Origin of the sequence: Microtetraspora sp. AC03309 (assembly GCF_020826795.1) — a bacterium.
Taxonomy (GTDB): domain Bacteria; phylum Actinomycetota; class Actinomycetes; order Streptosporangiales; family Streptosporangiaceae; genus Microtetraspora; species Microtetraspora glauca.
Window position 1 is genome coordinate 1 of sequence record NZ_JADDIL010000036.1, and the last position, 14,927, is coordinate 14,927.

Annotated in this window: 15 protein-coding genes; 11 read left to right on the plus strand and 4 right to left on the minus strand. The window is 71.8% G+C overall.

Annotation, left to right across the window (positions count from 1 at the left end; all coding sequences use genetic code 11):
* The 3 genes from IMZ11_RS21725 to IMZ11_RS21735 all read left to right on the plus strand — a co-directional run.
* Nucleotides 1-1,054 (plus strand): peptidase MA family metallohydrolase (locus tag IMZ11_RS21725; RefSeq protein WP_374462501.1); only part of this gene is annotated, 1,054 nt, incomplete at its 5' end.
* A 48-nt stretch (nucleotides 1,055-1,102) separates the two neighbouring features.
* Nucleotides 1,103-2,404, plus strand: a complete 1,302-nt coding sequence (locus IMZ11_RS21730) for a M48 family metallopeptidase (protein WP_228644195.1) — start codon at nucleotides 1,103-1,105, stop codon at nucleotides 2,402-2,404.
* 40 nt (nucleotides 2,405-2,444) lie between these two features.
* Nucleotides 2,445-3,632: a glycosyltransferase family 4 protein gene (locus tag IMZ11_RS21735; RefSeq protein ID WP_228644196.1), complete on the plus strand. Its 1,188-nt coding sequence runs from the start codon at nucleotides 2,445-2,447 to the stop codon at nucleotides 3,630-3,632.
* Nucleotides 3,633-3,689: 57 nt separating this feature from the next.
* On the opposite strand, the gene IMZ11_RS21740 is transcribed toward IMZ11_RS21735, so the two are convergent.
* Nucleotides 3,690-5,474: a long-chain fatty acid--CoA ligase gene (locus IMZ11_RS21740; protein ID WP_061256829.1), complete on the minus strand. Its 1,785-nt coding sequence runs from the start codon at nucleotides 5,472-5,474 to the stop codon at nucleotides 3,690-3,692.
* Between the two features lie 295 nt (nucleotides 5,475-5,769).
* On the opposite strand from IMZ11_RS21740, the gene IMZ11_RS21745 reads away from it, so the two are divergent.
* The 7 genes from IMZ11_RS21745 to IMZ11_RS21775 all read left to right on the plus strand — a co-directional run bounded on the left by IMZ11_RS21745 (nucleotide 5,770) and on the right by IMZ11_RS21775 (nucleotide 11,686).
* On the plus strand, nucleotides 5,770-6,537 hold the full coding sequence (locus IMZ11_RS21745) for a metallophosphoesterase (protein ID WP_255706850.1): 768 nt from the start codon (nucleotides 5,770-5,772) through the stop codon (nucleotides 6,535-6,537).
* A 14-nt stretch (nucleotides 6,538-6,551) separates the two neighbouring features.
* Nucleotides 6,552-6,989: an SRPBCC family protein gene (locus IMZ11_RS21750; RefSeq protein ID WP_061256581.1), complete on the plus strand. Its 438-nt coding sequence runs from the start codon at nucleotides 6,552-6,554 to the stop codon at nucleotides 6,987-6,989.
* Nucleotides 6,986-8,149 carry an ArsA family ATPase gene (locus IMZ11_RS21755; RefSeq protein ID WP_228644197.1) on the plus strand — a complete coding sequence of 388 codons (1,164 nt, stop codon included), beginning with the start codon at nucleotides 6,986-6,988 and terminating at the stop codon, nucleotides 8,147-8,149. The genes IMZ11_RS21750 and IMZ11_RS21755 overlap by 4 nt, the downstream gene beginning before the upstream one ends.
* Nucleotides 8,146-8,589, plus strand: coding sequence for a hypothetical protein (locus IMZ11_RS21760; RefSeq protein WP_061256585.1), 444 nt, complete (start codon nucleotides 8,146-8,148; stop codon nucleotides 8,587-8,589). The genes IMZ11_RS21755 and IMZ11_RS21760 overlap by 4 nt, the downstream gene beginning before the upstream one ends.
* A 15-nt stretch (nucleotides 8,590-8,604) precedes the next feature.
* Nucleotides 8,605-9,546 carry an ROK family glucokinase gene (locus IMZ11_RS21765; RefSeq protein WP_228644198.1) on the plus strand — a complete coding sequence of 314 codons (942 nt, stop codon included), beginning with the start codon at nucleotides 8,605-8,607 and terminating at the stop codon, nucleotides 9,544-9,546.
* A gap of 91 nt (nucleotides 9,547-9,637) precedes the next feature.
* A complete protein-coding gene (locus IMZ11_RS21770) occupies nucleotides 9,638-10,363 on the plus strand; it encodes an endonuclease/exonuclease/phosphatase family protein (protein ID WP_228644199.1) in 726 nt (241 codons plus the stop codon).
* 183 nt (nucleotides 10,364-10,546) lie between these two features.
* A complete protein-coding gene (locus IMZ11_RS21775; protein WP_228644200.1) occupies nucleotides 10,547-11,686 on the plus strand; it encodes a hypothetical protein in 1,140 nt (379 codons plus the stop codon).
* Between the two features lie 43 nt (nucleotides 11,687-11,729).
* On the opposite strand, the gene IMZ11_RS21780 is transcribed toward IMZ11_RS21775, so the two are convergent.
* Nucleotides 11,730-12,167 (minus strand): hypothetical protein, encoded by a 438-nt coding sequence (locus IMZ11_RS21780; RefSeq protein WP_228644201.1) that lies wholly within the window; start codon nucleotides 12,165-12,167, stop codon nucleotides 11,730-11,732.
* A gap of 12 nt (nucleotides 12,168-12,179) precedes the next feature.
* Nucleotides 12,180-12,944, minus strand: coding sequence for a carboxylesterase (locus IMZ11_RS21785; RefSeq protein ID WP_228644202.1), 765 nt, complete (start codon nucleotides 12,942-12,944; stop codon nucleotides 12,180-12,182).
* A 122-nt stretch (nucleotides 12,945-13,066) separates the two neighbouring features.
* On the opposite strand from IMZ11_RS21785, the gene IMZ11_RS21790 reads away from it, so the two are divergent.
* Entirely contained in the window at nucleotides 13,067-13,774 is a 708-nt protein-coding gene (locus tag IMZ11_RS21790; RefSeq protein ID WP_061256597.1) for a 1-acyl-sn-glycerol-3-phosphate acyltransferase, read from the plus strand.
* Nucleotides 13,775-13,903: 129 nt separating this feature from the next.
* On the opposite strand, the gene mmuM is transcribed toward IMZ11_RS21790, so the two are convergent.
* The gene (gene mmuM / locus IMZ11_RS21795; RefSeq protein ID WP_228644203.1) at nucleotides 13,904-14,767 is read right to left on the minus strand and encodes a homocysteine S-methyltransferase; all 864 of its coding nucleotides are present in this window, start codon (nucleotides 14,765-14,767) and stop codon (nucleotides 13,904-13,906) included.
* Between the last annotated feature and the right edge of the window lie 160 nt (nucleotides 14,768-14,927).

The following is a 14,927-nucleotide window of genomic DNA, read 5'->3' on the forward strand; positions in this document are numbered from 1 at the left end:
AGCCGGGCGTGCCCGGCTCGAACCCCACCCGGGCGCGCCCGGGCCGCCCCCCGGCCGGGTGCGGTTCGACACCGGTACGCCGCACGGCCCCGCCCTTCCTCCAGAGGGGCGGGGCCGCGGCATGTCCGGAGGCTCGTACGATTTCGGCATGCGTGCTGTGGTCCGCCTCGGGGCGGCCGTGCTGGTCGCGGGGGCGGTGACGGCCCTGCCCGCCGACGCGCCGCCCGACCGGGCGCTGGCCACCGCGCGCGCGGTCATGCGCGAGCATCCCGAGATGTGGGCCGGAGCGTCGCTCGTCAGAGGACAGCACGCCCTCGTGATCGGCGGCCGGACGGCGGCCGATCCCCGGTCCGCCTCGCGATCCCTCTCGGCGCCCGGAGCCCGTCCGGAGGTACGCCCCGGCTCGGTGCCGGTCGCGGTGCCGGTCGCGGGGCTGGCCGCCGTGGCCGACTCCGCCCGCCGTACGGTCGCGCGGGTCTGGGGGTCCGTGGACGCGGTGATCCTCGTCCCCGCGACCGACGCGCAGGCCGCCGTGCTCGCCTCGCCCGCCGGAGTGACGGGCCTCGCCGCTTTGGCCGACGTCGATCACGTCATCGTCGCGCCCTCGGGTTTCGCCCGCCTGTCGGAGACCGGGCGTCGCGTCGTGCTCGCCCACGAGCTGACGCACGTCGCCACCGGGGCCGCGGTCGCCGGTGACATGCCGGCCTGGCTGGTGGAGGGTTTCGCCGACTACGTCGGCTATCTCGACAGCGGCCTGACCGCCCGTGCCGTCGCCGCGGAACTCGCCGCCGAGGTCCGCGCCGGCACGCTCCCCGCGATGCTGCCCGGCCGTGAGGCGTTCCGCCCCGGCTCGGTACGGCTCCCGCAGGCGTACGAGGAGGCGTGGCTGGCCTGCCTGTACATCGCCGAGCGGTACGGGGAGAGGGCCCTGGTGGGCCTCTATCGCGCGGCGAGCGACCATGATCTCGCCACGGCGCTGGTAAAAACATTGGGCACGAACCTCGCGGAGCTCACCGCGGCCTGGCGAGAGTACGTGCGGAGCGAGCTCGCCTGACGCGCCGCCCGCGAGAGGCCACCGGGGGACTGTGAAGGGGTGATGGGGATGCCACGGAGTGACGTCGCCGGCCGGGTCGGCGGGCCCGGAGCCGGCACGGGATCCGGGAGCCGGGCGGCGGGGATCGCGCTGCTGGTCCTGGGAGCGGTCCTGATGGGGGTCGTCGCCGTCACGACCCCGTGGAACGTCCTCGGCCCCGGCGCCCCGGAGGTGCGCCCGGATCCCGCGCGGGACTTCACCCCCGCGCAGCTCGCCCGCGCCGACGCCTTCGACGCGGCGACCTCGCTTCCCGGCTATCTGTCGCTCGCGCTGACGCTGGTCATCGCGGGCGTGCTCGTCCTCACCCCGGTCGGCGCCCGGCTGATCGGACGGATCAGAGGGCCCTGGTGGGTGAGGGCGATACTCGGCGTGCTGGGCGTCTACGTCGTCTCGCTGCTGCTGAGATGGCCGCTCGGGATGTGGATGGAGACCGTGCTGCGGGAGTACGGCCTGTCCACGCAGACGTGGGGCACGTGGACCGCCGACCGGCTGAAGAACTTCGGCCTCCAGGTCGTGCTCTCCGGTGTCGCCGTGCTGGTGATCGTCGCGCTTGCCCGGAAATGGCCGCGCACCTGGTGGATCCCCGCGTCCCTCGGCGCCTTCACGCTGACCGTCGTGCTGTCCTTCGCCTACCCGGTCGTGGTCGAACCGATGTTCAACACGTTCACGCCGTTGCCCGCCGGGCAGTTGCGCGCCGACCTGCTCGCGATGGCCGCGAAGGACGGCGTTCCTGTCAAGGACGTGCTTGTCGCCGACGCCTCCCGCCGCACCACCGCGCTCAACGCGTACGTTTCGGGGTTCGGGGCGACCCGCCGGATCGTGGTGTACGACACGCTGGTCAGCCAACCGGCGGACGAGGTCAAGCTGATCGTCGCGCACGAACTCGGCCACGCCAAGCGCGACGACGTCCTCTACGGCACGCTGGTGGGCGCGCTCGGCGCGGCGGCGGGGACCTGCCTGCTGTTCATCGCCGTCCAGGCGCTGCGCCGGCGCGCGGGCGTGTCCTCCGCGGGCGACCCCCGGGCCGTCGGCCTGCTCGTCGGCCTCATCTCCCTCGGCACCGTGCTGTCCGGCCCCGCGCAGAACGTGGTGAGCCGCCAGATCGAGGCCCGCGCCGACGCGCACGCGCTCGACCTCACCAGGGACCCCGCCACGTTCGTGGCGATGCAGAAGAGCCTCGCGGTGCGCAACATCTCGGATCTCTCGCCGAACGCCGTGGAGTACCTGCTGTACGCCTCGCATCCCTCGACCGCGGAGCGCATCGCCATGGCCAGGTCCTGGGCGGGACTCAACGGCCTGCCGCGACCATGACGGCACGGCCATGAACAGGGGTGAGCCCGGAGGAGCGGCCGTGGACAGGACGCTGTTCGTCACCAACGACTTCCCGCCCAGAGCCGGAGGCATCCAGGCGTTCGTCCACGGGCTCGCCTCCCGCCTCGACCCGGCCTCGGTCGTGGTCTACGCCCCGCGATGGAAGGGGTGCGAGGCGTTCGACGCGCGGCAGCCGTACGAGGTGGTGCGGCATCCGACGTCGCTGATGCTGCCCACGCGGCGGGTGGCGCGCCGGGCCGCGGAGCTGGCGAGGGACTGCGGCACCGTCGTCTTCGGCGCCGCGGCCCCGCTCGGCCTCCTCGCCCCCGCGCTGCGCGACGACGGAGCCCGGCGGATGGTGATGCTGACGCACGGCCACGAGGCGTCCTGGGCCAGGCTGCCGATCGCCCGCGACCTCCTGCGGCGCATCGGCGAGAGCGCCGACGTGGTCACCTACCTGGGCGGATACACACGCCGCCACCTCGCCCCGCACATCGCCGCGACCAAGCTCGTACGGCTCGCGCCGGGCGTGGACACCTCGGTCTTCCGCCCCGGCGCGGGAGGCGCGCTGATCAGGAGATCGCTGGGACTCGGCGCCCGGCCCGTGGTCGTCTGCGTCTCCCGGCTGGTGCCGCGCAAGGGGCAGGACACCCTGGTCCGCGCGTGGCCGCTGGTCCGTGCCCGGGTCCCCGACGCGGCGCTGCTGCTGGTCGGGGGAGGCCCCTCCCGCGACGCGCTGCGGCGGGTGGCGGCCAGGAGCGGGCTGGGGGACTCCGTGTTGTTCACCGGCTCCGTGCCATGGTCCGCGCTGCCGTCGTACTACGACGCCGGCGACGTCTTCGCCATGCCGTGCCGTACCCGCATGGGCGGGCTGGACGTGGAAGGGCTCGGCATCGTCTATCTGGAGGCGTCCGCGACCGGCCTTCCCGTCGTCGCCGGCTCGTCGGGAGGCGCCCCCGACGCCGTACGGCACGGCGAGACGGGCCTGGTCGTCGACGGGACGTCACACGAGGAGGTAGCGGACGCGCTGGTCGAGCTGTTGCGCGATCCCGCCCGCGCCCGCGTGATGGGCGAGCGCGGCCGGATGTGGATCGAGGAGGAGTGGCGCTGGGATCTCGTCGCCGCGCGCTTCTCCGCACTGCTGGGGGCGGACCGCACCGAGGAGGGGCCGGCGGACCCGCCCCGGGATCGCGCGATCCCGGGCGGCGGGCAGTCGGACCCTCCCTAGGGTCCCGCGCGGCACTCCCCGCCCCGGCGCGTCGCCCGGGGCTCGCGCCGTCGGGTCCTATCCGTACAGCTCGTCGATCTGCTTGGCGAAGTCCCGCGTCACGACGTGCCGCTTGATCGACTGCTTCGGCGTGACGTGGCCGCTGTCCTCGCTCAGCTCGATGTCGAGGATCACGAACTTCTTGATCTGCTCCGCCTTGGAGACCGACAGGTTGGCGTTGTCCACCGCCTGCTGCACCTCGGCCACCACGGCCGGGTCGGTGCAGAGCTCGGCCATCGAGGCGCCGGACCGCCCGTTGGCCTCCTTCCACTGCTCCATGGCCTCGGGGTCGAGCGTGACCAGCGCGGCGACGAACGGCCGGTCGTCGCCGACCACCATCACCTGGCTGACCAGCCGGTGCGCCCGGATGCTGTCCTCCAGCGGGCCCGGCGCGACGTTCTTGCCGGCGGCGGTGACGAGGATCTCCTTCTTCCTGCCGGTGATGCGCAGGTAGCCGTCCTTGTCCAGCTCTCCCACGTCGCCCGTGTGGCACCAGCCCTGCGGGTCGATGGCCTCCTTGGTGGCCCGCTCGTTGTTCCAGTAGCCGGCGAACACGTGGCGGCCCTTGACCAGGATCTCGCCGTCGTCGGCGATACCGATCGTGACGCCCGGGAACGGCTTGCCCACGGTGCCCACCTTGTTCGCGCCCGGGATGTTGACGCTCGACGGCGCGCTCGTCTCGGTGAGGCCCCAGCCCTCGAACACCTCGATGCCGACGCCGCGGAAGAAGTGGCCCAGCCGCTCGCCGAGAGCGGAGCCGCCGGAGACGGCCGCGCTGAGCGAACCGCCGGTCGCCGCCCGCAGCTTGCCGTAGACGAGCTTGTCGAAGGCCGCGTGCTTGAGGCGGAGGCCGAGAGAGGCACCGCCGGTGCTCTCCGCCTTGCTCCACTCGATCGCCACCTTGACGGCGCTGTGGAAGATCTTGCCCTTGCCCTCGGACGTGGCCTTGAGCTCGGCCGCGTTGTAGACCTTCTCGAACACCCGGGGCACCCCGAGCAGGAAGGTCGGCTTGAACGACTGCAGGTCCGGGGCGACGTTCTTCATGTTGGCCGTGTGCCCGATCACGGTGGACGTCTCGATGAGGACGATCTGGATGATCCTCGCGAAGCTGTGCGCGAGCGGCAGGAACAGCAGCGCGGCGCGGTCCTGCACGTCGAACAGCAGCTCGAGCGGGCCGTGCGCCACGTTCCGCGCGGTGAACAGCAGGTTGTCGTGGGTGAGCTCGCACCCCTTGGGGCGGCCCGTGGTGCCCGACGTGTAGATGATCGTCGCGAGGTCGCGGCCGCCCCGCGCGGCCCGCCGCTCGGCCAGCGTGTCGTCGGACACGTCGGCGCCGAGCCGGGTGAGCTCCTCGAGACCGCCGTCCTCGATGCGCCAGACGGAGGCCAGGTCGGGTACGGCCTCCCTGACCGTCTGCTCGTGCGACTCCTGCTCGACGAACACGCCCTTGGAGCCGCTGTCGGAGATGATCCACTTGACCTGCTCGGCGGAGGAGGTCTCGTAGATCGGCACCCCGACCGCGCCCGCGGTCCAGATGGCGTAGTCGATGACGGTCCACTCGTAACGCGTACGCGACATGAGCGCCACCCGGTCGCCGAGCTCGACGCCCGCGGCGATCAGGCCCTTGGCGACGCCCGCGACCTGGTCGCGGAACTCCCGCGCGGTCACCGGAACCCAGGCGTCGCCGTCCTTGCGCCGGATCACCACGGCGTCCGGTTCGTCGACACCACGCTGGAACACCGTGTCTGTGCAGTTCGCGGACAACGGGACGTCCACCAGCACGGGAACGCTGTACTCGCGCACGGTCACTCCTTCGGGCGCGCTCCTAATGGTCTCCACGGTCGAGGCTGGAGCGGGAATCGGCCTCACCGGACGCTACCGTGCGAAGTTACGCGTGGGTAGATCCGTCACCCAGGCGTTATCTGGGCATTCGCACGCTATCAGGGCGGCTACGCCGGACCGCCGACCCGCATACGCCGTGAAGGAGTCGCGACCCGCTCCTTACCGTCGCGGGCGCGCGTTCCCGCGACCAGCGGTGTGACCAAGCGCTAGAGCGCCACCCCGGCCGTGTCCGGGGACCGGTATTACGATGTCCCGCATGCGGGTCCATGTCGTCAGTGACGTTCACGGCCGGGCCGACGCCCTGGCGCGGGCGGGCGACGGCGCCGACGCCCTGGTGTGCCTGGGCGACCTCATCCTCTTCGTCGACTACGCCGACCACTCCCGCGGGATCTTCGCCGACCTGTTCGGGCGGGAGCGCGCGGCCGAGTTCATCGGGCTGCGCACCGCCGGCCGGTTCGACGAGGCGCGGGCCATGTCGGCGCGGCTGTGGTCCACGCTCGAAGGCGACCCCCGGGACCACATCGAGGCGGCGGTGCGCCGCCAGTACGCCGAGATTTTCCGGGCGATGCCGGAGCCCGCCTACCTGACGTACGGGAACGTCGACATCCCGCGCCTGTGGCCGGAGTTCGCCCGGCCCGGCCATCTCGTCCTCGACGGGACCACCGCCGAGATCGGCGGCCTGACCTTCGGATTCGTCGGCGGGGGCCTGCGCACGCCCTACCGCACGCCGTACGAGATCGACGACGAGGAGTACGCGAGGAAGGTCGAGGCGGTGGGCGAGGTGGACGTGCTGTGCTGTCACATCCCGCCCGCGATCCCCGAACTGCTGTACGACGTGGTCGCCCGCCGGCTGGAACGCGGCAGCGAGGCCACGCTGGAGGCGATCAGGAGGACCCAGCCGAGATACGCCCTGTTCGGGCACGTGCACCAGCCCCTGGTGAGCAGGACCCGGGTGGGCCGGACCGAATGCGTCAACGTCGGCCATTTCCGCGGGCGCGGCACGCCTTTCGCCCTGGAATGGTGAAGTACGGTTAGCCCATGGCTGATCGAACCACGTCGAGCATCACGATCGGCGCCGACCGGGCGTCGATCATGACCGTGATCGCCGACTTCCCCGCCTATCCCGAGTGGGCCGGCCAGGTGAAGTCCGCGAGCGTCCTGGACACGGGCACGGAGGGCCGCCCGTCACGGGTCCGGTTCGTCCTCGACGCCGGAGTGATCAGCGATGACTACGTCCTCGGCTACGACTGGTCCGACGACGCCGCCGTGAGCTGGCACGTCGTCGAGGCGGGGAAGATGGTGTCCGGCCTGAACGGCAGCTACCGCCTCGCCGAGACCGCCGGCGGCACCGAGGTGACGTACGAGCTGGCCGTGGACCTCAAGGTGCCGATGATCGGCATGATCAAGCGCAAGGCCGAGAAGGTCATCATCGACACCGCGCTCAAGGGGCTCAAGAAGCGCGTCGAAGGCCGATGAGGGTTCTCCTCTTCACGGGGAAGGGCGGCGTCGGCAAGACCACCGCGGCGGCGGCGACGGCCACACTGGCCGCGGATCGCGGCCTGAAGACGCTGGTCGTCTCCACGGACACCGCCCACTCGCTCGCCGACGCGTTGTCCGCGTCCCCGTCGCAGGAGCCGGTCGAGGTGGCGCCCGGGCTGCACCTCCAGCAGGTCGACACCCAGAAGGCGCTCGAACGCCACTGGGGCGAGCTGCGGCAGTACGCCAAGAACGTGTTCCAGGAACTCGGCCTGGACGAGATCACCTCCGAGGAGATCACCGTCCTGCCCGGCGCGGAGGAGATCATCGCCCTCCTCGAACTGCGCGAGCAGGCCCGCACCGGCCGCTGGGACGTGATCGTGGTCGACTGCGCGCCGACCGCGGAGACGCTGCGGCTGCTCGCCCTGCCGGAGGCACTCGACTGGCACGTCAACCGGCTGCTTCCGACCGCCCGGCGGGTGCTGCGCGCGGTCTCGCCGGTGATGCGGCACCTCGCCAAGGTGAGCGCTCCCGAAGGCGCCGTCATATCGGCCGGGGAGCGGCTGCACCACGGGCTGATGGAGGTCCGCGAGCTGCTGACCGGCGACAACGCCTCCGTCCGGCTCGTGCTCACCCCCGAGGCCGTGGTCGTGGCCGAGGCCCGGCGCACGCTCACCTCCCTCAGCCTGTACGGCTACCGCGTCGACGCCGTCATCGCCAACCGAGTTTTCCCTGGGGGAGAGGACGCCGACGAGTGGCGGCGCGGCTGGGTCGAGGCGCAGGCCAGGCAACTGTCGGAGATCCACCAGTCGTTCGCTCCGCTGCCGATCCACACCGTCCCGTACCTGCCCGCCGAACCGGTCGGCCCGCGCGCCCTGGCACAGGTGGCCGCCGAGTTGTACGGCACGGCCGACCCGTTCGCGCCTCCCGCCGCCGAGCCGCCGATGCGCGTCGCGGCCGACGAGCTGGTCCTGGCTCTTCCGCTGGCCGACAAGGACGCCGTCGATCTGGCGCGCAAGGGGGAGGATCTGATCGTCACCGCGGGCGCCTACCGCCGGGTGATCGCGCTTCCCTCCGCCCTGGCTCGCAGGACGATCTCCACCGCGGTGCTCCGCGACGGGCACCTCCGGGTACGGTTCGAGACAGGAGGGGCGAAATGACGGAAAACAACGACACCAACGGCTCCCCCCGTCAGGACCCGCTCGGGTCGGTGGCGGAGGAGGCCATGAAGCTGTTCGACGCGCTGCAGCAGCGCGTGGGCCGCGAGCTGGGTAAGGGCTTCGTGAAGGGCGGCGTGAGCGGCCTCGGCGGCGCGGTCGGCGGCGTCTTCGGAGGCGGCTCCGGCGCGGGCCGTACCGAGGATGTGTGGGGTGAGGCGGTCGCCGGGCATGACCACGACGAGTACATCTGCCGGGCCTGCCCGGTCTGCCGGGTGATCGCCGCGGGCAAGGAATCGGGCGGCGACGTCACCGACCACCTGGTCGCGGCGGGCGGCGAGCTGGTCGCCGTGCTGCGCCAGGCGGTGGACGCCCTGCAGCAGCGCACGGCCCCGGCGAAGCAGCCGGAAGAGCCGCGAGTAGAGCACATCGACCTGGGCTGACAGAGGTTTCGAGCAATGGCCTTGACCATCGGCGTGGACATCGGCGGCACCAAGATCGCTTCAGGGGTCGTCGCGGAGGACGGGCGGATCATCGACCGTGCCCTGCGGCCCACCCCCGCCGCCAGTCCAGAACTGGTGGCCGAGGCCATCGCCGACGCGGCGATCGAGCTGGCCGCGCGGCACCCCGTGGAGGCGGTCGGCCTGGGAGCGGCCGGGTTCGTGGACGAGACCCGGTCGATCGTCAGGTTCGCGCCCAACCTGGTCTGGCGCGAGGAACCGCTCCGCAAGAAGGTCGCCGAGCTGGTCGGCCTCCCCGTCGTGGTGGAGAACGACGCCAACGCCACGGCCTGGGGGGAGTACCGCTTCGGTGCGGGCCGGGGCGAGAGCCATGTCGTGTGCGTGGCCCTGGGTACCGGCATCGGCGGCGGGATCGTCCTCGGGGGCGAGCTCTACCGCGGCCGCTGGGGCATGGGGGCAGAGCTGGGCCACATGCAGGTGGTGCCCGGCGGTCTGCCCTGCGGGTGCGGAAACCACGGCTGCTGGGAGCAGTACGCCAGCGGGAACGCCCTGGTTCGCGAGGCCAGGGTCAATGCCGCGGCGGACCCGGCCTCGGCGGCCCGCCTGCTGGAGCTGGCCGGGACGCCGGACGCCGTCGTCGGACAGCATGTCACCGACGCCGCCAGGGAGGGGGACGCGGCCGCTCTCGCGGCGTTCGCCTTCGTCGCCGGCTGGCTCGCCCAGGGGCTGGCCGACCTCGCCGCCATCCTGGACCCCGGCTGTTTCATCATCGGCGGAGGCGTCTCGGGCGCCGCGGACCTGTTCCTCGACCAGGTCCGCGCGGACTACGCCGCCCGGCTCACCGGCAGGGGGCATCGACCCCTCGCCGGCATCCGCGCCGCCGAACTCGGCCCGGCCGCCGGCATGGTCGGCTCGGCCGACCTCGCCCGGCTCCGCTAGACCACGTACGGCCGGTACGCGGGACAGGACAGGACGCAGGGACACGACCCGGGAGCGACGGCTGGCAGGCATCAGGATCGCCACGTACAACGTGCGCTCGGCACGGGACGACCGGAGGGCGCTCACCAGGGTCATCAGGGCCATCCGGCCGGACGTCCTGTGCGTCCAGGAGGCCCCGGCGCTCCCCGGCAGGCGGCGCCGGCTGGTCCGCGACGCGGGCATGACGGCCGCGGCCGGAGGCCGCCTCGCGGGAGTGGCGGTCCTCACCGGCCCCGCCGTACGGGTCCTGCACGCGGAGGTGCACCGGCTGCGCTGGTTTCCCGGGCTCGAACCCCGGGCCGTCGCCGTCGCGGTCGTCGAGAAGGACGGGCTTCGCCTGGTGGTGTGCTCCTTCCATCTCGATCTGCACCACGGGGCCCGGCTCCGGCATGCCGCCCAGATCGTGCCGATCATCGGTGGTCTCGCCCGGACCTTCGGGGCGCGTGCCGTACTGGGCGGGGACGTCAACGAGGAGCCCGGCGGGCCGACCTGGCGCTACCTCGCGAGCCGGTTCACCGACTGCTACGCCGAAGCGCCGAAGGGGGCGGGCGGAACCTACAGCGCCAGGGCGCCGGCCAAGCGCATCGACGGGATCTTCGCCGCTCCCGAGCTCGCCGTGGCCTGCTGCGGCGCGGCGGACGCGGCGCTTCCCGATCTCGTGGCCGCCACCGATCACCGTCCCGTGGTCGCCGATCTGCGCGCGTGGTCACCGGGCACCGGACCGGACACCGGATTCGGCGCTCAATCGGACTCCGGACCGCGCACGACCAGGAGCTGAACCGGGCACGGGACCGGGCGTCGGGCCGGAGATCGACCCGGGAATGGGTCGGAGATCGGTCGGGAGTGGGTCGGAGATCGACCGGAGATCGGCAGGGCGGGGAACCCATCGGGTAGGTCACATTCCGGACGGGAACCGTGACCTCGCGCACACGAGCCGCTCCGGTCCCCGTACGATTTGTTCATGACCCGCCGCCACAGACGGCGCGCGGCACCGCTTGGTGTGCTCCTCGCCGGTCTCGTGGCCGGCTCCCTCCTGTGCGCCACCTCGGTGGCGCACGCTCACGCCGAACCGGGCAGCCCGGAGTCGGACAAGCAGGCCGCGCGCAGCCGGACGTCGTCCGCGAAACTCCAGGCCGACGGCTCGCTGTCCGACGTCGCCGGCCTGTCGGAGAAGGACGTCTGGGCCGTCGGCCAGCAGGACGTCTGGGACTTCTGGCAGAACCAGGGCGTCATCACGCACTGGAACGGCACTGCCTGGACCGAGGTGGACGTCCGCAACGACACCACGGGCGCCGGGCACCTCCGCTCCGTCGCCGCCGCCGGCAAGAACGACGTGTGGGCGGTCGGGGACGGCCACGACGGCCTGCCGTACGTCGCGAGAGGCAACAGGGACGGGTTCGACCGGCTGACCATGCCCCAGCTCCGCGCCGGCGACTGGCTCGGCGCGGTCGCGGCCACGAGCGGCCGGGTGGTGCTGGTGGGCAGCAGGGACGGCAGGACGTTCGCGGCGGCGGCCGGCGGCCCCTCCTGGACCACGTGGGACACCGTCCAGGGCCCGGTCGGCGCGCTGTACGGCGTCGCCCTCGCCGGCAAGTCGGAGGGGTGGGCGGTCGGCGACTCCGGCTCCCGGCCGCTGATCATGCGGCTCACGTCGAGTGGTTGGAAGTTGTCCCACGTCCCGGTGGTCAAGGGCGGCTTCCTGCGCGACGTGTACGTCCAGAGCCGCAAGCGGGCGCTCGCGGTCGGCGGGGTCTACCAGCGGTCCGGGAAGATCACGCCTCTCGTGCTCACCTGGGACGGCGAGAGCTGGACCCGGGAGAAGCTCCCGATCCGCCAGGCCGAGCTGTACGGCGTGACGGGAGACGGCGACGGCGCGTTCTGGGTGTCGGGCTTCGACCCGCAGCGGCCCGGGACGGCCTTCCTTCTCACCTACACCGGCTCGAAGTGGAAGGTCGTGTACGGCGACTCGGTTCCCGACCGCACGGTCCGGCTGCAGGCGGTGACCAGGGTCGGCGAGACCACCATGGCGGTCGGGCACACGCTCGACGCGAGCGACCGCTACCGCGATGTGATCGAGACGTTCGGCTCGCCGGCAAAGTGAGCCGTACGGCTCGGACGATCCCGGCCTGACGGGGACCGGCGGGTCAGATGACCGCGCCGTCGTCCCATCCGGAGTCGGCGGGCGGGCCGTCGCCCATCCGGACGACCAGAGCCACGAATCCGCCGATGAACGCCGCCACGGCGGTGAAGACGATCCAGCCGTCCATCGGCCAGCTCAGCAGGGCCGCGAGCAGCAGGTAGGCGGGGCCGCCGAAGAGCGCCGCCCACGCCACCTTGGTGACGGCGTCCGCTCGGGGAAGCGGCGGCGGAGGTGGGGGAACGTAGTGGTCCTCGTCGTCGGAGGGGGCCTGCGCGGCCGCCGCCTGGACGGGCTCGGTGTCCTCCTTCTCCTCTTCGGCGGGCTCCTCCGGGACGTTCTCCCGGTCGGGCCATGGCTGACCGGCCGAGGTGTCCTCGGCTTTCTCATTGAAGGAGGCGACGATCTGACGCCAGACCTCGTCCTCGTCACTCTGCGGCGTCACTTCGATCCCGGGTCAGGAGTCCTTCGTCAAGGGTACCGAGGCATGGGCGCTGATGAAGTCGAGGCTCCCCGCGAAGATCGTGGAGGCATCGTTGTCCAACGTGGCGACATGGTAGCTGTCGGGTAGTTCTCTGATTTCCAGATTGTTCCCCATTCGTTCCCGGAGGAACTCCACACTCGCCGGTTTCACCACATGGTCCTGCGGGCTCCGGTATACCAGCACCGGTTGCGTGATCCGGTTCAGATCCGCCTGGACCAGCTTCCAGAAGCGCGGCAGCGTGGCCGCGGCCCTGACGGGGGTCCGGCCGTAGCCGATCTCGATGGCGCCCTCCTTCTTGATGTCGCCCGCCACGCCGGGAACCGACCGGAGGAACAACTTCAGCACCGGAGCCATCCGCAGCAGCGGCACGTCGTTCACCACTGAGGGGTTGACCACGACGACACCGCGGACCGCCTCGCCGTGGACCTCCGCGAGCCGGAGCGCCATGCAGCCGCCCATGGACAGGCCCATCACGAAGACCTCGGCGCAGGCTCCGCGCAGATCGGCGAACGACTTGTCCAGCTCGGCGTACCAGTCCTCCCAGCGGGTCCGGCTCATCTCCTGCCAGGTGGTGCCGTGCCCCGGAAGCCGGGGGAGGGAGACGGTCAGCCCGGCGGCCGCGAGGTACTCGCCCCACGGCCGCAGCGACTGCGGCGACCCCGTGAAGCCATGGCACAGCAGGACGCCGATCTCGCCACCGTCGTGCTGGAACGGCTCGGCGCCGGGAAGCAACGGCATGAGAGACCTCCGTGTCGGGTGCTCCTCCTGATTTGCCCGATAGTCGCACGTTGGCCACGGTTAGTGCGAGCACCTTAAGGCATGCGAAGATGACTGCACGTCCGACCGAAGGAGCGCCCGCGGTGTTGTATTGGGTGGTGAAGTACACCATCTGGCCATTGCTCAGGCTCATTTTCCGGCCCTGGACACAGGGGATGGAGAACGTGCCGGCCGAAGGTCCGGTGATCCTGGCAGGCAACCACCTGTCCTTCGCCGACCACTTCTTCGGGGCGGGGTTCCTGCCGCGCAAGGTCATCTCCCTCGGCAAGGCCGAATACTTCACCGGCCGCGGCATCAAGGGCATGGTCAGCCGCGCCTTCTTCTCGGGCGTCGGGACCGTGCCCATCGACCGTTCCGGCGGCAAGGCCAGCGAGGCGGCGCTCCGCACCGGCCTGCGCATCCTGAAGGACAACCAGGTCCTCGGCATCTACCCCGAGGGAACGCGCTCGCCCGACGGCCGGCTGTACAAGGGGAAGACCGGTGTCGCCCGGCTCGCCCTGGAGTCCCGCGCTCCGGTGATCCCCTGGGCGATGGTCAACACGTTCGAGATGATGCCGCCGGGCCACCCCATCCCCAAGTTCGGCATCCGTCCCGGAGTCCGGTACGGCAAGCCGCTCGACTTCTCCCGCTACTACGGCATGGAAGGCGACCGGCTCGTGCTCCGCGCGGTCACCGACGAGATCATGTACGCGCTGATGGAGCTGTCCGGCCAGGAGTACGTCGACAAGTACGCCGCCAGCGCCAAGGTCGAGATGGTCCGGGCGGCCAGGGCGGCCTCCTCCACGTCCTGACGCACTGACGCACTGACGCGCTGATTGGCTGACACACTGACGGACTGCGGACGGACGGTCCCGCGTCCGGGGGCGCCCGTCGCGCTTCCGTGCGAGGCACCGCCTCTACGCGGGTGACGCGTCCCAGGGTCAGATCCGGGCGCGGATCTGGCGGATGTGCTCCGGGGTGGTGCGGCAGCAGCCGCCGACGTAGGACGCGCCCAGCGCGTGCCATCGCGCGGCGGCCTCGCCGTACTCGACCGGGTCGGTGAGTCCGAGCCACCGATGGTTCGCCGCGTCCCACGTCTCCCCCGAGTTCGGGTAGACGACGACGGGCTTGTCCTTGAGCCGGCCGATCAGGCCGGGAACATGTCTCGGGGCCGTACAGTTCACACCCACCGCGATGACCTGGGGCAGGTCCGTGAACAGCGCGGCGCACTCGGCCAGCGGGGTGCCGTCGCTGATGTGCTCCCCGTCCCGGCAGGAGAAGCTGACCCAGGCCCTCGCCGAAGGCAGCTCACGCAGTAGCGTCGCCAGAGCCCGCGCCTCGGCGACGGAGGGGATCGTCTCGCAGGCCAGCAGGTCGGCTCCGGCGGACGCCAGGATCTCCAGACGCTCGCGATGCCAGGTGACGAGCCCCTGCTCATCGAGGTCGTAGGCACCGGTGTATTCGGAGCCGTCGGCCAGATAGGCGCCGTACGGGCCGACACTCGCGGCCACGAGCCCGCGTCCGATGTTGTCGCGAGCTTGCACGGCCAGCTCGACCGAGAGTCGGATGAGGTCTGCGGCCTCCCGGACCGTCAGGCCGCGCCGGACGAAGCCGGGGACGCTCGCCTGGTAGCTCGCCGTGGTGGCGACGTCCGCACCCGCCTGGAAGTAGTCGAGGTGGGCCTGACGGATCACACCGGGATCCTCGATCAGCAGCCGGGCCGACCACAGCTCGTCGGAGAGGTCGCAGCCGAGGGCCTCGAGGTGAGTGGCGAGGCCGCCGTCAAGGATCAGTGGGGAACTCACCCGACAACCCTATGCGTTCGTCGCATATGGGGCTGAACCGGCTCATCGACCGTGTACTGCGCCGCCGTTCACCCGTCCCCGCAGGGGGACGCGATGATCGGCCCGATACGGGAGGGGTGAGGGAGCCTCGGCGTCCCGCCCCCCGACCGCCGTCCGACGT